The organism is Flavobacterium inviolabile (genome assembly GCF_013389455.1).
Classification (GTDB): Bacteria; Bacteroidota; Bacteroidia; order Flavobacteriales; family Flavobacteriaceae; genus Flavobacterium; species Flavobacterium inviolabile.
The window spans coordinates 1,049,546-1,068,216 of sequence record NZ_CP058278.1 but is presented as its reverse complement, the minus strand read 5'-3'; the positions used below and the strand labels follow the sequence as shown (position 1 = coordinate 1,068,216).

Below are 18,671 nucleotides of genomic sequence, written 5' to 3'. Positions count from 1 at the left end.
AAGCAATGAATATGAAATATTTTTTTAATGAGTCAGAGAATTTAGATACTCAGGATTCATCTTTAAGTCTTGGTTGGTTTAGTATCAATGAAATATTTTTTTTTAAGTCAACATATTGCATATTAACTATTTCTCTAGCTGACTTAATTTCTGAATTGAATCTTTTAAAGAATGAAAAAAAAAATAAAACTGTTTGGTATCCTAGTGATAGTGGAGAAAAAGTTGAGCTAATTAAAAGCAAAAATAAAATTGAATTAATTTATAATAAAAATAAAATTTTGTTTGATTTTCAAGAATTTGAAGAAGCTGTTTACAAAGCTTCTATGAATTTGTTACGTGAATTGTACTCGAATTATAATCAAGTTAAAATTGAATCAGCTTTTAAAGACCTTTTTAATTATGTTAAAGAAAATAACGAAAATTTTACATTATAAAAGATGATAATGTCCCAAATTAGGCCATAACACTAAAAATCATTTTAAATAATTGAGAAACAGTAATTAAAAGAAATTTAGTTACTGTTTTTTAGTATCATAAGTAAGTCTTGAATTGAATTATTTTTTTGTCTCAGGGCTTAAAATAAGAGGTTTTTTCAAATTAGGGCATGAAAAAAGTAAAACGTAAGTATTTGATAATAACGCAATCAACAAATCCTAACCGTAAATAAAAAGTTAGGATTTCTGTTTTTATTTCAATTGCTCCCACAATCACCATAGCACTTCAAACATCATAAGCAGTAAATCGCCAATAATCTGAAATACACCACCAACGAACATAAAGGCATCGGATATACTCAGAGACGAGAAACCTATTCCAGCTTTGGAATCGGTTTTCTGTTTTATTTGAATAGGTTCATTTTTCCAAAAACACCATCAATCTACGTTTCAACTACGCACATGGTTTTATATTCTTCAGTTACTTCATCAATAAAATCAAAATCATTTGATAATATATCATAAGATATGTCCAAACTTGTTTCCGTCACATAATTACCGTATTTTATCCTAAATCTTTTGAAAAATTCATCGATTGTTATTCGTTTGGTGTTGGTGTCCATGGTAACCGCTTCTGCTTCATTGACACCCTTTGTAGCCACACCTACAATGGAGCAATCAACATCGATTTTTGGGCTGGTATCTTTAACACAGGTTTTTACACCATGCTCCAAAATGATTCGGTTCATGGTTTCCATCACCACCGTTTTGTCTTTTTCTTCACATAAAAGCGCATCATAAACGTACAGCACATACACCGACCGAGTTGAAATATTTGATAACATCGGTCATTATCTCCACTTCAAGCCTAAACATTTTCTTTGAAGTGATTTTGTAGCATTCCCTTTTTGTCACGATAAATCCTAGAAATCATATCTGGCTTATGAAAATGGTGCACTTCAACAACTATCGGCATCATTCTCGGAGGGGACCAATATGTTCAAAGTAGGAGATGTTTTGAGAATAGAACGCCTGAATGGTAAAATTAAATTCTATAATAATGGTATTTTACTGCACACATTGAATGAGCCTGCTGCAAATGCAGGTCAGCCAATGTTAGTTGCTTTTATAATGCCAGATCCGAAAGCTACTATTTACAACCTGAAAATTGTAAATTATGTAATGCCGCAACAGGTCACGGAAGGCAATATCAAAACAGGAATTCAATTGTTTGCCGATTACCAGAACGGCACTTTTAAACCGAAAGCAATCGTAACCAAAGAAGTATTTGCGAATGGTATTACCACTAAAAAGCAATATACAATAGCCAATCTTTCCGGTTCAACCGTAACGGCTGCGGAAATGAAAGAAAAAGGAATGCAGGTTTCTTTTGAAGGAAAAATAACACCGGTATTAGGTTCGGATAGTATTGAAGGTGGTATGGCGGTAAACGGAAGCCAGAATACTGCATTCAACAGGAATGCGGTGACCTCAACATCGGCAACTGCTCTAACAGCCCCAGTTTCAAAATTAGGTGCCGGAACGTTTGATATTTGTAGTGTCAATTATAGTTTTGGTAGCTCGGTTAACACACTAACGCGTGAATTTGACTTTAACAATAATGTAGGAACCGGATTAAACAATCCGCCGGTTTCTGCTTCCGGCAATATTACGATGACCGTCTCTCCTGCTGCCGTTCGTGTTTTAGGACCGTGTTTAACAGATGGCGATGGTCTGTATGACATTTTTGAAGATGTTAATAACGATAATAACCTGACCAACGACGATACCGATGGCGATGGTATTCCGAATTACCTTGATCTTGACGATGACGGCGATGGCTATGCAACCTGGGAAGCTATTGAAGGTGCCGATCCTAACGGGGATCACAACCCATCGGATGCGATTGATAGTGATGGTGACGGTATTCCGGACTATCTGGACAAAACAAATGGTAATTATCCTATAGCAGGACTTATTGCGTATAAAAAATATGTAAATTTGGTAGGCGACAAACGTTATGAGTTAGCCAACCACCTGGGTAATGTATTAGTCGTTATTAACGACAAGAAAATACCGGAGTTTAACACCCTCGATACACCAGGCAGTGGTTTAAAAGCGTTTAATGCAGATGTTCTTACCTATTCTGATTATTACCCGTTTGGAAGCCTTATACCGAATAGGCATGGCAGCTCACAATCATACCGTTATGGGTTTAATGGAAAAGAAAAAGATGATGAGATTAAGGGAACTGGAGTTCAGTATGATTATGGATTTAGAATATATGATACGAGAATTGGTAGATTTTTATCAACCGACCCCTTATTTGAAAGTTACCCTTGGTATACACCATATCAATTTAGTGGGAATACCCCTATTTGTTCCGTTGACATTGATGGATTGGAAATGTGTTTTGCAGCTGATGGTAAATTTTTGGGTCAGAGTATAAAAGGGGGGTCAGAAATAAAGATTGCAACTAATTATACAGTTTTTCAACAAAGAGACAAAAGTGGAAATATGAAAACAATGTATAAAATTGCAGCTTCAAAAAGTATTGACCAATTTGATGTAAAAACTGCTGGAAAAGTTTACCAAACTATTTATGATAAAGAGATTAAAGGTAAATCTACAGGAGTAATTGCATACAAAGATGACACTAATTTTGGTGAAGGTGGTTTTACCGACACTGAAACGAAAAAGATATCCATTAATATGGAAAATGAACATGGAAAATTAGAAAATTAGAAAATGGGAAATATGAGAAACTAAATAATGATTATAATAATGTTGTAAATACTTTATTTCATGAAGATATGCATGTTCAAGGTATATCAGATTCTGGTTTTGAGCATTTTAAAGTTTGGGATGCACAAACATCACAAAAAAGTTATATTAATAGTACACCATTATTTAAAGATTATTTAAAAAATATTGGTTCAAATTACATCTCAAGTATGGAAACAAATATTAAACAATTAGTAAATAATGAAATGAAGTTCCCTGAAAGAGTTAGAAAAGAGAGTTTAAAAGCATATTATGGTGAATATTTAAAAAATGTCAAAACTTATAATAAGAAGACAGGAAGCAATTATTCAGCAAAAAAACTTACAGAAATTAAATAAGTATGAAAGGAAAATATAAGCTTATTTTAGCAATTATTATAATGTGTTTTTTTTCATGCAAAAAGAATATTGAAAAAAAGCGTGTTGACAATGAAATTATAATTGATTCGATAGAAGTGCATAAAATTACTGGTGATTTAAGTTTAAGTTCTGAAAAAGACAAAATAAGATTTTTTTTAAAACTTCCCAAACATGAATTACCAGATACTTTGACTATTCGTGCTTCAAAAAAATTTATAAAAATTTATAAAAATTTAAGATTAAATGAAAAAATAAAAACAAAGTTTATATACGATTTTTTGATACCGAGGGAGGAAGGTTATACTTTAAAGGTCATATTAGACAACTATAAGTCATTTGTCAATCTTAACGATGAAAATATCATGATTTATGATGAAAACTCAGCTATGTTTAAATTAAATAAAAGTGAATCTTTTTTTGTTAAATATTATTTAAACAGAAAATTAATTTCAAAAAATGATTCAATTAGCCTAAATATCGGTTTAACTTTCCCAAAGCCGAGGTAGCTAGTATCTAAATTAGAACTAAAATAGTGCGTAAAAAGTCTAAATTCTTCATTTACCTACTTATTAGATAGACTACAAAAGTTACAGCCATTCAACCATTTAGAACCACGTATTGATAGGTATTAACGACAAGAAAATACCGGAGTTTAATATCCTTGACACACCAGGCAGTGGTTTAAAAGCGTTTAATGCAGATGTTCTTACGTATTTAAACAGGAAAAATCAATTAGTTTAAATAGCAGCATAAACTTTCCAAAACCCATAAATACAGATTTTAATCCAAGTCCATATTAAAGACATAAAAACGTAAAGAATTTTATCTATTTAAAAAAATCTTCACACCCAGGTATATAAACATAAAAAACGCTGTAAAACTTTCGTCTTACAGCGTTTTGTCTTTTAGTGGAGAAGATGGGGCTCGAACCCACGACCTCTTGACTGCCAGTCAAGCACTCTAGCCAACTGAGCTACATCCCCGCTTATTAACGGGTACAAATATAGCTTTTTCAATCATTCTACAAATAGATTCTGCTAAAAATTGTATTTTTAAGGCAAAATATTTTACGAATGACTACTGACAGAATAAACGGTTCCTTATATACCCGAATTGACAACAAAATTGCCTTTGTAGAATTTGGCCATCCGGCCAGTAATTCTTTCCCCGGTGAATTATTACAACGCTTAACGGACGAATTGCATAAGCTGAGCGGCAATCCGGATGTTTCAGTGATTGTTTTAAAGAGTGAAGGCGACGGTGCTTTTTGTGCCGGAGCATCTTTTGACGAATTATTAGCGGTTTCGAATCTGGAAGAAGGCGCAAAATTCTTTTCCGGATTTGCCAATGTGATCAATGCGATGCGTAAATGTTCCAAACTGATTGTGGGAAGGATCCACGGAAAAGCTGTTGGCGGCGGCGTTGGCCTGGCTGCAGCCTGCGACTATGCCCTTGCAACCGAACAAAGTGCCATCAAACTATCGGAATTGGCTATCGGCATCGGACCGTTTGTGATTGAACCGGCAGTTTCCCGAAAAATTGGCAAAGCGGCTTTAGCCGAAATGACACTGGCCGCACATGAATGGAAAAATGCTTATTGGGCGCAGGAAAAAGGTCTATATGCCAAAGTATTGGAAAATGTACCGGAACTCGATAAAGAACTGGAGCTTTTCACGTCCAAACTGGCCAGCTACAATCCGGAGGCTTTAGCCGAAATGAAAAATGTATTATGGGAAGGAACCGAAAACTGGGACAGCCTGCTGTATGAAAGAGCCGGTATTTCCGGAAAACTGGTACTATCCGATTTTACCGTAAAGGCATTAAATCAGTTTAAAAAGAAATAAACCATGAAAAATATACTCCTGTTTCAGCACGCTACTATTGAAGAGAAAATAAAAAATGCTCCCGATAACAACTATGAGATCGGAGTCTTTATCGGTTCCTTACTGCCTTTTGTCGTGCTGGTTATCATAGCCTATTTGATGTACCACAGAGCCCGGAAACGAAACAGGGAATAACAAAAAAGCTGTTCATTAGAACAGCTTTTGTTTTTTTACCGGGTTTTTAACCAGCCGGTAATACTCAGCCGGGGTTGTTTGACCGGTTTCACTTCGTGTTCCAGCAGCTGACTTTCAAAAATAACCATTCTTCCTTTAACGGGATAAATATTTTCGGTGACTTCCAGCCCATTATTATCTTTATAAATAGCCAGTTCACCACCATAATCGGGCTGCCAGTTTTGCTCGTTCAGGTAACACACCATCGACAGCTTTCTTCTGCTGTCGCTCTGGAACGTATCCAGATGCCTTTTATAAAAAGTCCCTTCCGGATACAGGGCATAATGAAACTCCTGGTTCTGAATCCCCATAAAACAGGTTCTGTTCAGGTATTGTACGAAATCGTTTATTTTATTGAAAAATGCTTTTTCTGCTGCATTGCTTTCTTCTTCATTCAGCCAGAGAATAAAATCGCCACGAACGGCATCTATAATTTTTTCATTGCTGAGGTTTCCGATAGCGGATTTTTTAAAGTTGTCTTCTTCATATTTCTGCAACAAACTTTCCCGAAGGGCAATTACTTCATTATCAGAAAAAAAATCATCAGCGATGCTGTATTGCTGCTGCAGCAAATCGTCTATGATCTGCTCGTATATTGGATTCAATTGAAAATCACTCATACTTATTTATAATGGATGTGTAAAGATATGACAAAACGGAAATCCGATCGCTTTATTTTATTTACTAAATTTGCAGTCTAATTTCTACAGAATGAGTAACATCAGAATCACCAAACAATTCACTTTTGAAACCGGACATGCCCTATACGGATATGACGGAAAATGTAAAAACGTTCACGGTCACAGTTATAAATTATCGGTAACAGTAATCGGAAGGCCTATTACAGACAATACAAATGTGAAATACGGTATGGTTATCGATTTCGGTGACTTGAAGAAAATTGTAAAAGAAGAAATTGTTGATGTTTTTGACCATGCCACGGTTTTCAACCAGAACACGCCGCATCTAGAGCTGGCGAATGAGCTTAAAAACCGCGGTCATCATGTTATATTGGTGGAATACCAGCCAACAAGTGAAAACATGGTTACCGATTTTGCCGCAAAAATTAAAAACCGCTTACCACACGGAATCCACTTGCATTCTTTAAAATTACAGGAAACGGAAACCTCCTTTGCTGAATGGTACCAATCCGATAATCTGTAATATTGATGATGATGAACATTCCGCATAACAAGAAAATATATTTTGCATCCGACCAGCATTTTGGCGCTCCAACCCCGGAAAAGAGTTTTCCGCGGGAGCAAAAGTTTGTGGCCTGGCTGGATCTGATTAAAAAAGATGCGGAAGTACTGTTCCTTCTGGGAGATTTATTCGATTTCTGGTTTGAATACAAAACCGTTGTTCCAAAAGGTTTTATCCGGGTTTTAGGCAAACTGGCGGAACTGAGAGACAGCGGCATCCACATTTATTTCTTTGTGGGTAATCACGATTTATGGATGTATGATTATTTTGAAAAAGAATTGAATATCCCGGTATATCACACACCGCAGGAGTTTGTTTTTAACGACAAATTGTTCCTGATTGGCCATGGCGACGGACTTGGTCCCGGCGACAAAGGTTATAAAAGAATGAAAAAGGTGTTTACCAATCCTTTTTCGAAATGGTTGTTCCGATGGCTTCACCCGGATTTAGGGGTTCGGCTGGCACAATATCTTTCCGTAAAAAACAAGCTGATTTCCGGTGCTGAAGACGTAAAATATTTAGGAGAAGAAAATGAGTGGCTTGTACAGTACTCCAAGCAAAAGCTGAAGTCCAAACAGTATGATTTCTTTGTTTTCGGGCACAGACATCTTCCTCTCGAAATTACACTTTCCGAAAAAGCTACTTATATCAATCTTGGCGACTGGATAAGTTATTTCACCTATGGTGTTTTTGACGGTGCGGCTTTTGAGTTAAAAAAACATACCGATCAATGATGTGGTTTCGGCTTTAAGACCTTTCCGTGCCAGTACTGCATTAAAAGAATACAGCCAACTACAGACGAAGCAATACCTTCAAAAAGCAATCCGATACAATATTCATTTACTTTTGGTCTGCCTCCGGTAAATATAAAGCCATCGGAAAGTCTGCTCAGATACGGTTCACCTCCTCTTATATGAATATAAACAATAAGTGCCACAACGCTTATTAAAATCCCGATAACGCAGGTTTTAAAGCTCGACAGTATATTATTCAGATATTCGGCATTCCCGTCTCTAAAGTTCTCTTTTATCGTCCTGTTGGCACCATAAAGAACAATTACCGCGTTGAATAACCGCAAATACAATTTATCCGTCAGCCCCAGCAGTTCCATTACAAGGAAATACAAGGCAATACCGATAAAAATAACCATCCCGTTTTTAAATTCTCTTGACTTGAACATAATCTTACATTTTAACAGTTAAACAAGATTTTATGTTTCTGACGAGAAGTTTTAAGAAACTTACTATCAGGCATTTAATCAAATTTACAAAAAAATAAGGTTCCGAAAGTCAATTGAGCGGAATAATCGTTAAAGTCAAAAAAACACCTGTTATGGCTTATTGCTGGTTTGCAAAATAGGCAGAAGCGGTCTGTTTATCCAGAGCCAGTTGTTCTTTGAGCGCATCCAGAGATGGAAACTTCTGTTCTTCCCTGATTTTTTCATGAATGGCAATTCGTAGTTTTTTACCGTAAAGATCTCCGTCGAAATTCAGGAAGTTAACCTCAATGGTCAGGTTTTCACCATCAACAGTAGGTCTTATCCCGATATTCATCATGCCGTTAACCGGCACACCGTCGATTTCTGAAGATACGATATAAACCCCTCTTTTCGGGATAAGCTTGTACTCTTCTGCAATCTGCATATTGGCGGTTGGAAAGCCTATTGTTCGTCCCAACTGGTTTCCTTTTACTACGGTTCCGGTAAAGAAGTAATCATAACCCAGATAGGAATTTGCCAGGGCTACATTGCCTTCATCCAGGGCATTTCTGATTTTGGTAGAGCTAATCGAAACATCATCGATTTCCTGAGCCGAGATTTGCTCTACTTCAAAACCGTATTCCTGTCCGAAACGGATTAGGTCCTCAATAGTTGCCGTTCTGTTCCTTCCGAAACGGTGATCGTATCCGATTATAATTTTGCCGATATTGAATTTATCTACCAGGATATTTTTTACAAATTCTTCGGCTGTCAGTCGGGAAAAGGTCTGATCAAACGGGTGAATAATCAGGTTATCGATTCCGAATTCTTTCAGAAGATAGGATTTTTCGTCTATAGTATTCAATAGTTTTATATCCGAATCCTGCTGCAGGACCATTCTCGGATGCGGAAAGAAAGTAAGCAACAGACTTTCTGCATGCAGCGTCTTACTGCTTGTGATTACTTTTTCCAATATACTTCTGTGTCCCAAATGTACACCATCAAAGGTTCCTAAAGTAACAACTGTTTTCGATTCCGAATGAAATTCCTGTATTGATGAAAATATTTTCAATTGGCAAATTTTGATTCGCAAATTTAAGCTATCCTATTTATATAAAAAAAGAGGATTGTAATAAAACAATCCTCTTTGTACTATAAAGATACGGTTAATTTAGTTTTTAACGAATTTGATCGTTTTAGTGTTACCGTCTTTGTTTATTTTGATAAAGTAAACACCATTACTCAAGTCGGCTGTATTAACACTTAAATCAGCAGTAGTAACTTTATTTTTAGCTACAATTGTCTGACCTAAACTATTATAAACAACATAACTTTCCGGAAGGTCTAAACCTTGCGGGATCATAATGTTTAAAATATCTTTAGTAGGGTTCGGATAAACTGTTATCGCTCCTAACGCGTTAAATTCAGTTGTTCCTAATGCGTTTATTCTGAATGCTTTTGATTCTGAATCACCAAATTGTCCTCCGGAAACAATTACAGTTCCTGTTGGTGTTTTGATATCATAGAATCCGCTTCCGTAATCGCAGCAGATTCCATCTCCTTCTGCATCTAAAATTGTGAATGTATAACAATCGTTACTTGCCAATGTCCAGTTTTGTGTTAACAAAGCCGGCATGCTCGGACTGGTATTCGAATAACCACTTCCCTGATACAGGATCGTTCCGGCACTGTTTTTAAGGTTCCAGGTTGTTTCAGCACCATAACGATCACGTTGCAATCTGAATACTACCTGATTGGTTTCAAAGTTTGCCGGTAATGAAGCAGCAATAGTACCGGAAGCGGTATTATTTGTCGCTCTTTGATCTGCTACACCGTTAGCCGTTGTAACTGCTACATTGAACGTTCCGCTTGCTGTAGCCGCAACCGGTAAGCTGATTACCGCATAAGCATTAGATGCTAATGATCCGGTCCATGTATATGGTGTGTTTGCACCACCGTTAACATTGTAGTTTAATCCTACAGACGTAAGCGTACTGGTACCTCTGTTATAAACAATTACTTTTTTCACTGCCTGACCACCTGCTCCGCATGCTGCTCCTAAAACAGCTGTACAATCCGTATCGATTTTAATTTCGGCATCATTTGCAAAAAGCGCAATCGGCTGGTCTTTAGTAGATGTTTTCAATTCAACTCTTCTAAGCGCATTGTTCATTACAGTTGCAATTCTTGTTTTCTGATTAGCTGTAAAGATATTCATACAGGTATCATCTGTATAATCCATATAGTTCTGGATCATATCTAATCCCGGGCTTGAAGGACAAGAATCTGTTCCTGTAGGGCATTCGTAGTTTTCCTCTGAAGCCGCCGGAGTATCCGGACAGTAATCGTTAAAGCTATCTGCGATATTTACCGTACAGCTGGAGTTATCACCCCAGATATGACGTAATCCTAACCAGTGTCCCACTTCGTGTGTCATGGTTCTTCCTTTATCATAAGGAGCAGCTAACATAAATGTTCCGTCTGTATAATCCGAGCTTCCGAAAGTAGAGAAGTTCGAAACAACACCGTCTGTATTCGCCGGACCTTCGTCAGGAGATAATCCTCCTAAAGTGGAGTTGGATGGAAATTGAGCATATCCTAAAAGCGTATCGTCTGTAAAATTAACAGACCACATGTTCAGGTATTGTGTCGGATTCCAGATCGTATTTGGTTTTACATAATTATCAATCTCGGTTGTTGACCAGGAAGACTGACATAAATTCACACGATCAATACCGTTAGTAGGGTTTCCGTTCGGATCCTGTTTTGCCAAAGCAAACTGGATCATCGTATCTGCTCCAACAGGATTCGTGTTGAATCCAGGAGTTCCCGCTAATCTTCTGTAGTCATTGTTCAATACCGTGATTTGCGACATTACCTGTGCATCTGTAATATTCGGAGCAGCACCTAAAGCCTGACCGTTATGAATTACGTGTACTACTACAGGGATAGTGATTACCCCGCCTGCTTCCGATTTATTATTTTTAGCCTGCTCCACTAATGGTGCCAACCATGCCTCAAACTGGGCAGTAGTTGCTCTTTTTGGGTTTTGAGCACGCAGGTATTCTTCATATTCAGTTGTAGCACATCTGATATGTCCTGTTTTAGGATTTACCGAAGAAGCATGTACTGCTTTTCCAAAAACCATCGCTCCTTTTTGGTTGGGTGTTTTTTGGGCAAACGTAGCCATTGGAGTTAGTCCCGTCAATGCCGCTACACCCAGTAAACCCAATAAAGTATTTTTCTTCATAATCATTGGTTAAAAAATTAGTAACCTACAAATCTATTGAATATTTTATTTTTTCATACAAAAACCATAACTTTTTTCAAAAAATACACATTTTAAGCCATTATTGTTTTAAAAACACAGCAATAATTTATTTAAAAACAAAAGGGGATTACCAAATGGTAATCCCCTTTTTCAGCTATTAAAAAATATATTAGTTTTTAATAAATCCTAATGTTTTAGAAGAACCGTCTTTATTGATTTTAATAAAGTATACTCCTTTTGCAAAAGCTGACGTGTTTACAACTAAGTCAACCTGAGAAACATTATTTTTAGCAAGAACTGTTTGTCCTAAGCTGTTATAGATAATATAATCTGTTCTTGACAAATCTCCAGGAATGTTAATATTCAGGAAGTCATTTGCCGGGTTAGGATAAACGCTTACAGAGTTGATTATCTCAAAGCTTGAAGCACTTAAGCTGGCATCTGTTCCGAAGAAATAAACACCATTCATACCTGTATTCACAACAGTTTCTAAAGTAACGTTAGGTCCGAAAGCACCTAAAGTAGCTGTATTTGCTGTAGTAGCTCCCTGTTTGATAACTTTAAGAGCATTTCTTGAATTTCCGGTTGCAGCTTCCCATGCAGCGATTTCCGCTTCTGTGAAGTAGAATTTCAACGTAACGTTTCCAGAAGTATTGTTAGTTGCAGGCGTAATTGTAAATGATTTCGCCATAACTAATCTGCTAGGAGTATTATTTCCGTTATAGGCTACAGCAGCAGCACCTGCAGTTGCCTGATCTCTGGAAACAGCCACTGAAGTACATCCATAGTTGAATGCATCACTTGTAATACTTGCCATTACTTTACCGGTAGTAGCATCTTTAGCATACGTTACACCGCTTGTAGGAACACTTGCCTGGTAAGCAGTAGAAGTGTTAACAGCTGTTTGAACAGCAGTAGAAACGGTTGAAGTAACATCAACTGTATCCAGCATCAACATTCCATTTCCATTTGGATTGTGGAAGTGTCTGAAAACCAAATAACCTGTCTGACCTGCATAAGCCGTAAGGTTATGCGTTCTCATTTCTGCAGCTCTCGCCGGAATTTCTCTGTTATTTTCTAAAACTGCACCAGCCTGAATTGCTGCAGCTGTAGCTTTATTTGTTGTAAAGTACACATAATAATGTTCTTTATAACCTGTAGGGTTAGCTGTTCTGCTATAACCTCCAATTGCGTATGAAACACTTGCTGCAGTAGCACCTGCAGGAATTGTGAATTGCGGGCTGATCATATAGTTATCAGCGTTAGGATTAGATCCTACTCCACCGGTTAAAATAAGGTTATCTGTTGCAGAATAAGCAAACGCACCTGAAATACCTGTCCATGGAGCTCCTGATAAACCAGAAATTAATCCCCAGTTTTTACCATCACCGTCACCATCAAGGATAGTCCATCCTGTTGCATCTTCGAAATCTTCCGTTAATAAAACAGTTGTTTGCGAAGCTGAAGGAGCAGCATCATTGTCGATAATTGTAACAACAATTGAGCTTGCAGCTGTATTTAAGGTAGCATCACCACCATTAGCATTTAATGTCATGTTCACTGTGAACGTTTCATTAGCTTCTACTAAACCGTCATTAAACACACGAACTGTTAAGTTCTGAGAAGTTACCGCACCGGCAGCAAAAGTTACTGTTGGTGTCATGATTTGGTAATCTACTCCCTGAGTTGCTGTTCCGCCAGCAGCCACATTAAAAGTAACAACTGCATTAGCAGAAGGCGCTTTTCCGATAGAAACCGGGAAATTAACTTCTGTATAACTACAGTTTGTACCTTCATTTACAGAACCTGTAGAATTATCAAAACGGATAATTGGTGTAGGGGTCTGACACTTCGTTGAAGCATTTAATGAGTTTCTTCTTGGTGAGTTCTGCATAACCGCAACGATACGGTCTTTTTGATTTTGTGTAAATGTGTCCATACACGCATCGTTTGTATAATCCATATAATTCTGGATCATATCGTTTCCTGGAGACAACGGGCAAGAGTTAACGGTAGCACAAGTATAGTTTGCTGCCGCAGCTGCAGGAGTATCCAAGCAATAGTCATTAAAACTGTCTGTTGCATCAACAGTACAACTGGAGCTATCTCCCCAAATGTGACGTAAACCTAACCAGTGACCTACTTCGTGTGTCATGGTTCTTCCTAAATTATACGTTCCATTCATCATGAATGTACCATCATTTTCAGCAATTGTTCCAAATGCATCGTAACCTGCAACAACACCATCAGTATTTGCTGCACCACCATTTACATTCAGACCTCCTAAGTTAGAGTTTGAAGGAAACTGAGCATAACCTAACAACCCGTCTAATCCAGGTGCTGTTGGATGATTTAAAGGATTACCACCCGGACGAATTGTCCACATATTCAAATATTGATTCGGATCCCAGATTGTCGCTGCTTTCATCGTCTCAACATCTGCTCTGGTTTCCCAGTCAGGACCACCGGCACCATTGGTAATATTATTGCTGTAAGGCGCAATATTATGTCTGATGATACCTGTCGTTAAGTTTCCGGAAGGATCTGTCTGAGCCAGACAGAAGTTAATTTCAATATCTACAGCCAAACCGGTTGAGTTTGCTCCTCCCGGAGTTCCAACCATTTTTCTGTAATCCTGATTCATCACATTGATCTGGGAACGTGCCTGAGCATCGGTAATATTCTCACCGGTACCAATCGCATCTCCATTGTGGATAATGTGAATTACAACAGGAATGTTATACACTTGCTGAACATTTTTCCCGGCAGCACGATCTGCTTTTATCTGAGCGATCTTTGGAGCCAGCCATGTTTCAAATTGCTCATTTGTAGCTCTTTTTGGGTTTTCCGCTCGCAAATAAGCCTCATTCTCATCCGTCATACATCTGATATGACCACTTGGCGTTAGTGCTTGCGTTGGGAGTTCAATCACCTTACCAAAATGAGTAACTTTTCTTGTAGGATTCTGCGCCATCGCTGCATTGGAAAACATTCCAACTGCGATTAATGCAAAAATCTGCAATGTAGTTTTTTTCATAATTTGTTAGTTGTTTAAATTTTAATCTCGGTAAATATAAATCTTTTATCAAAAGTTTACCTAAATTTAACACCAACCCCTTATTTTTCAGCAGCTCACGAGAGAATACATTAATAAATTATTCACACCTAAAAACATAATTTAAAACCAAAAACATATATTATTTGTTAAAAAATAAACACAATTAAACAACAAAGTATTAAAAAATTCAAATAAAAAATTATCTCCGCAATAAAGCATCACTAGCTGTATTTTAAAACATATTGTAGGAATATTTTAAATTTTAACTTCATTTAACCCAATTATTCAGCGCATCAAACATACCGGTTCCCACAAAAAACAACGGCGATTTTTGTTAAAAAAATAAACATATAATTTATTATTAGTATATTCACGGCCAACTAATTAATAACTTAAACCCTTAACTAATGAAAAGACAATTACTTTTTGTTGTATCGGCCTTTTGTATTTTTGCTTCCGGCTATGCACAAAGTTCATTATGGAGTAAAGTTAGCGAGGACAAAATTCGAATGTATGAGAAAACGGAACGCGCTTCCCAGCCTCAAAAATTTGAATTATTTTCACTTGATCTTGCTGCTTTAAAAACAAAATTACAAACAGCACCGCTTAGAGACAACTCCAATGGCAATTCCAATGTAGTTATTTCCTTTCCTAACCCACAAGGAAATTTAGACAGCTATCGTATTTTCGAATCCCCTGTAATGGATGCTGCATTAGCAGCTAAATACCCAGGTATCAAATCCTATATCGGAAAAGGAATTGAAGATCCTACTGCTACAATCAATTTCACAGTAACCCTATTCGGATTACACACAATGACATTGTCTGCAAAAACAGGAACAAGCTATATTGATACCTATACAAAAGACTTAAACAATTATATTGTTTACTCGAGAGACGGATTGACTACCAACCGCACTTTCAGCTGTATGATTGAAGACGATCACGAACAAGTTTCCGGAAAAATGATTCAGGATGCTTCTCTTGCATTGGCAAGTGACGGGAAATACCGTGTTTTCCGTTTGGCTATGGCCTGTACAATCGAGTATGCCGCTTACCACGTAAATGCAGCTGGTCTTAGCACCGGAACTCTTGCTCAGAAAAAAGCAGCCGTTTTAGCAGCAATGAACGTTACCATGAACCGTGTTAACGGATTATACGAAAGAGACATGGCTATGCACATGAATTTAGTAGCTAATAACGACCTTATCATCTTTATCGATTCTGATAACTTCACTAACGACAACGCCAATACGCTTATTAACGAAAGTCAAACCGTTATCGATGCAAACATCGGTCTTTCCAATTACGATATCGGACACACCGTTAGTACAGGTGGTGGAGGTCTGGCTCAGCTAAACTCTCCATGTACAAACAACAAAGCAAGAGGAATCACGGGTTCACCAGCTCCGGTTGGAGATCCATACGATATTGACTATGTAGCTCACGAAATGGGACACCAATTTGGTGCCACACACACTTTCAACGGTATTGGAGGAAACTGTACAACAAGTACACGTAGCAACGCTACAGCTGTAGAACCAGGAAGTGGTAACACGATTATGGGTTATGCAGGTATCTGCCCTGGTGTAGACGTACAAAACAATTCTGATTCACATTTCCACGCTGTAAGTATTGCACAAATGCAAACTTTCGTTAACGGAGCAGGTAGCTGTGCCGTAACAACCAATAACGGAAATGCAGCACCGGTTGTAAATGCCGGAGCTGATTACACGATTCCTTACGGAACTGCTTTTATCCTTAAAGGAAGCGCTACTGATACTGCAGGAGAATCACTTACTTACTGCTGGGAGCAAACAGATACACAAATATCTACACAGCCTCCTGTAGCTACTGCTACAACCGGACCTAACTTCAGATCATTCCCTCCATCTTCGAATCCTAACCGTTATATGCCAAGATTCCAGGATGTTTTAGCCGGAAACCTTGTACCAACATGGGAAGTAGTTCCTAATGCTGCAAGAACAATGAACTTTGCGCTAACCGTTAGAGACAACAAAACACCAAACGGAGGTCAGACAAACCGTGACAACATGGTTGTTACATTTGCTAATACAGGACCATTCAGAATCACGTCTCCAAGTACTGCTGATGTTTCATGGACACAAGGTTCTTCACAAACTGTTACCTGGGATGTAGCAGGAACAACTGCAAACGGTATCAATACCGCTAACGTAAACATCTTATTATCTACTGACGACGGAGCAACCTTCACTACTTTGGTAGCGAACACTCCAAACGATGGTTCACAAGTAATCACTGTACCAAACGTTGCCTCTCCTAAATGTAGAGTTATGGTAGAAGCAGTTGGAAATATCTTCTATGCTTTATCAAAAAATATCGCAATAGGATATACTATTTCTACAACTTGTAACACATACACTGCTAATCCTAACACTACAATTGCTGCACAAAATCCAATTGCATGGCAAATATTAGGACAGGTAAATGTTCCGGACAACGTAACAATATCTGATTTAAACCTTGCGGTTAATATTTCACATACAAAAATCAATGATCTATACATTGGTTTATTAAAACCGGGAGCAACTACAGTAGGAGAAATCCGTATTGTTTACCAACAAGGATGTTCTGCCCTTACAACAAGCAACATGGTTACTACTTTTGATGATGCAGGAGTTGCGCTTGCCTGTGCAGGAATCGGAGCAAACAACACTTACAAGCCATTAAACTCATTAGACGTATTTAACGGACAGAGTTCTGCAGGAAACTGGAGATTGGTTATCGCTGACGTTGCTGCCGCAAATAACGGTACTTTAAACAGCTTTGGTGTAAACATTTGTTCCAGAACAGAAACTCTGGGAAGTGAAAGTTTCGGATTACAGGATTTCAATATCTATCCAAACCCTAACAATGGTAATTTCAAAATTGAATTCAACTCTAACTCTAACAACGATATCAAAGTTGTTTTACACGATATCAGAGGAAGAGAGATTTTCAACAAATCATACCAAAACTCAGGATTATTCAATCAGGACATCCAATTAAACCAGGTACAATCTGGTATCTATATCGTTTCCGTTCTTGACGGAGAGCGAAAAGAAGTAAGAAAGATTGTTGTTGAATAATCAAAACAAAATACTTTTATAACAAAAGAGTCCCGGAAAAACCGGGACTCTTTTTATTTTACGACAGCTTTAACTTCTGTAAACAGCTGCGGTACTTCTGTGACTTTAAAATTCAAATTAAAAGACACTACATTATCTTTTTGCGTCAGTTTAAGGTTTCCTTTGTTAACCCTGAAATAACCCGCCTGACCCCTGCAAAAACAGTGTCTGCCAAACAACATCTTCACATTACTCAAATCCCCATCGCTAAAAGCAATTTCCGAAGCTTTATTATCTATTTCAAAAATAATTTCTTCCTTGTGCTGCCCGTCCTGCAAACCTTCCGGCACATCGCGGTTATACTCGTAAATAACAACCGATTTACTACTATCGTCAGCTAACTGGTAGTATGTCGAACCCAGTCCGTCCATTTTAATATCTACGCTCTTATTTTTAATCAACTGAACAGAACATTTCCCGTTATCAGGACAAACAGATTCAATAGTAACAGCCATATCGGTTTTTTTTGTTTTTGCAGTATTACAAAATGACACCGCGAAAATCAGCGGAACAAACAACAATTTTTTCATAATTACTTATTTTTCATCTTTAAAGATAGTCAAAACCAATTACTTCCCGTTAAAAGTATTCATCGTATTTGCCAATCCGGATAACGCAAACGATTGTATCACCTCAACAGCCATATCCAAACGCTCCGGCAGTTTTGCTTTTTCCTCCTCACTCCATTCTCCTAAAACATAATCAACCTGCTGCCCTTTTTTAAACTGGTCGCTTATCCCGAAGCGAAACCGGGGATATTCAACAGAGTTCAATATCAGCTGAATATTTTTAAGTCCGTTATGTCCTCCGTCACTTCCTTTGGCTTTAATGCGTATCGTTCCAAACGACAGGTTCAGATCATCCGTGATTACCAAAACGTTTTCTTTTGCAATTTTTTCCTTACCCATCCAATACTGCACAGCCTTACCGCTCAGATTCATATAAGTGTTCGGCTTAAGCAGCAAAAGCGTTCTTCCTTTTATCCGGTACTCCGTAAGGGATCCGAGTTTAACCGTTTCAAACGACAGGCTTTCTTTTCTTGCCAGATGGTCCAAAACCTTAAACCCTATATTATGTCTTGTATTGGCATATTCTGCTCCAATATTACCCAAACCGACAATTAAAAACTTTTTCATGGGATCTGTATTTTCTATTATC

General features: G+C 37.6%; 17 protein-coding genes and 1 tRNA gene. 9 read left to right on the top strand and 9 right to left on the bottom strand.

Features of this window, described 5'->3' with window-relative positions:
- The first annotated feature begins 11 nt into the window (after positions 1 to 11).
- Positions 12 to 434 carry a hypothetical protein gene (locus HW120_RS04795; protein ID WP_177731362.1) on the top strand — a complete coding sequence of 141 codons (423 nt, stop codon included), beginning with the start codon at positions 12 to 14 and terminating at the stop codon, positions 432 to 434.
- Positions 435 to 877: 443 nt separating this feature from the next.
- Here HW120_RS04795 and HW120_RS04790 read toward each other — a convergent pair whose 3' ends face one another.
- A complete protein-coding gene (locus HW120_RS04790; RefSeq protein WP_177731360.1) occupies positions 878 to 1,279 on the bottom strand; it encodes a hypothetical protein in 402 nt (133 codons plus the stop codon).
- 151 nt (positions 1,280 to 1,430) lie between these two features.
- Here HW120_RS04790 and HW120_RS04785 point away from each other — a divergent pair, with 151 nt between their 5' ends.
- Genes HW120_RS04785 through HW120_RS04775 form a run of 3 tightly spaced genes read left to right on the top strand, consistent with a single transcriptional unit; the run spans position 1,431 to position 4,083 of the window.
- Positions 1,431 to 3,179, top strand: coding sequence for an RHS repeat domain-containing protein (locus tag HW120_RS04785; protein ID WP_177731358.1), 1,749 nt, complete (start codon positions 1,431 to 1,433; stop codon positions 3,177 to 3,179).
- Positions 3,167 to 3,556, top strand: coding sequence for a hypothetical protein (locus tag HW120_RS04780; RefSeq protein WP_394353043.1), 390 nt, complete (start codon positions 3,167 to 3,169; stop codon positions 3,554 to 3,556). The genes HW120_RS04785 and HW120_RS04780 overlap by 13 nt, the downstream gene beginning before the upstream one ends.
- A gap of 2 nt (positions 3,557 to 3,558) precedes the next feature.
- Positions 3,559 to 4,083: a hypothetical protein gene (locus tag HW120_RS04775; protein ID WP_177731354.1), complete on the top strand. Its 525-nt coding sequence runs from the start codon at positions 3,559 to 3,561 to the stop codon at positions 4,081 to 4,083.
- 403 nt (positions 4,084 to 4,486) lie between these two features.
- Here HW120_RS04775 and HW120_RS04770 read toward each other — a convergent pair.
- Positions 4,487 to 4,560, bottom strand: a tRNA-Ala gene (locus HW120_RS04770).
- 90 nt (positions 4,561 to 4,650) lie between these two features.
- Here HW120_RS04770 and HW120_RS04765 point away from each other — a divergent pair.
- Together HW120_RS04765 and HW120_RS04760 are read left to right on the top strand one after the other, a co-directional pair.
- On the top strand, positions 4,651 to 5,421 hold the full coding sequence (locus tag HW120_RS04765) for an enoyl-CoA hydratase/isomerase family protein (RefSeq protein ID WP_177731353.1): 771 nt from the start codon (positions 4,651 to 4,653) through the stop codon (positions 5,419 to 5,421).
- A 3-nt stretch (positions 5,422 to 5,424) separates the two neighbouring features.
- Positions 5,425 to 5,595 carry a hypothetical protein gene (locus HW120_RS04760; RefSeq protein WP_177731351.1) on the top strand — a complete coding sequence of 57 codons (171 nt, stop codon included), beginning with the start codon at positions 5,425 to 5,427 and terminating at the stop codon, positions 5,593 to 5,595.
- Between the two features lie 35 nt (positions 5,596 to 5,630).
- Here HW120_RS04760 and HW120_RS04755 read toward each other — a convergent pair whose 3' ends face one another.
- On the bottom strand, positions 5,631 to 6,254 hold the full coding sequence (locus tag HW120_RS04755) for a 2OG-Fe(II) oxygenase (protein ID WP_177731349.1): 624 nt from the start codon (positions 6,252 to 6,254) through the stop codon (positions 5,631 to 5,633).
- Between the two features lie 91 nt (positions 6,255 to 6,345).
- Between HW120_RS04755 and HW120_RS04750 the strand changes: the two genes are divergently transcribed.
- Together HW120_RS04750 and HW120_RS04745 are read left to right on the top strand one after the other, a co-directional pair.
- A complete protein-coding gene (locus tag HW120_RS04750; RefSeq protein WP_177731347.1) occupies positions 6,346 to 6,798 on the top strand; it encodes a 6-pyruvoyl trahydropterin synthase family protein in 453 nt (150 codons plus the stop codon).
- Between the two features lie 11 nt (positions 6,799 to 6,809).
- Positions 6,810 to 7,571: a UDP-2,3-diacylglucosamine diphosphatase gene (locus HW120_RS04745; RefSeq protein ID WP_177736187.1), complete on the top strand. Its 762-nt coding sequence runs from the start codon at positions 6,810 to 6,812 to the stop codon at positions 7,569 to 7,571.
- Here the strand turns inward: HW120_RS04745 and HW120_RS04740 are convergent.
- The 4 genes from HW120_RS04740 to HW120_RS04725 all read right to left on the bottom strand — a co-directional run bounded on the left by HW120_RS04740 (position 7,565) and on the right by HW120_RS04725 (position 14,343).
- Entirely contained in the window at positions 7,565 to 8,017 is a 453-nt protein-coding gene (locus HW120_RS04740) for a hypothetical protein (RefSeq protein ID WP_177731345.1), read from the bottom strand. The genes HW120_RS04745 and HW120_RS04740 overlap by 7 nt on opposite strands.
- Positions 8,018 to 8,174: 157 nt before the next feature.
- On the bottom strand, positions 8,175 to 9,107 hold the full coding sequence (locus tag HW120_RS04735) for a bifunctional riboflavin kinase/FAD synthetase (protein WP_177731343.1): 933 nt from the start codon (positions 9,105 to 9,107) through the stop codon (positions 8,175 to 8,177).
- 99 nt (positions 9,108 to 9,206) lie between these two features.
- A complete protein-coding gene (locus tag HW120_RS04730; protein ID WP_177731341.1) occupies positions 9,207 to 11,285 on the bottom strand; it encodes a T9SS type A sorting domain-containing protein in 2,079 nt (692 codons plus the stop codon).
- Positions 11,286 to 11,475: 190 nt separating this feature from the next.
- Positions 11,476 to 14,343, bottom strand: a complete 2,868-nt coding sequence (locus HW120_RS04725; protein ID WP_177731339.1) for a T9SS-dependent choice-of-anchor J family protein — start codon at positions 14,341 to 14,343, stop codon at positions 11,476 to 11,478.
- Positions 14,344 to 14,771: 428 nt separating this feature from the next.
- Here HW120_RS04725 and HW120_RS04720 point away from each other — a divergent pair, with 428 nt between their 5' ends.
- The gene (locus tag HW120_RS04720) at positions 14,772 to 17,474 is read left to right on the top strand and encodes a zinc-dependent metalloprotease (RefSeq protein ID WP_177731337.1); all 2,703 of its coding nucleotides are present in this window, start codon (positions 14,772 to 14,774) and stop codon (positions 17,472 to 17,474) included.
- Between the two features lie 53 nt (positions 17,475 to 17,527).
- Here HW120_RS04720 and HW120_RS04715 read toward each other — a convergent pair whose 3' ends face one another.
- Together HW120_RS04715 and pth are read right to left on the bottom strand one after the other, a co-directional pair.
- Entirely contained in the window at positions 17,528 to 17,968 is a 441-nt protein-coding gene (locus HW120_RS04715; protein WP_177731335.1) for a hypothetical protein, read from the bottom strand.
- A 114-nt stretch (positions 17,969 to 18,082) separates the two neighbouring features.
- The gene (gene pth / locus HW120_RS04710) at positions 18,083 to 18,649 is read right to left on the bottom strand and encodes an aminoacyl-tRNA hydrolase (protein ID WP_177731333.1); all 567 of its coding nucleotides are present in this window, start codon (positions 18,647 to 18,649) and stop codon (positions 18,083 to 18,085) included.
- Between the last annotated feature and the right edge of the window lie 22 nt (positions 18,650 to 18,671).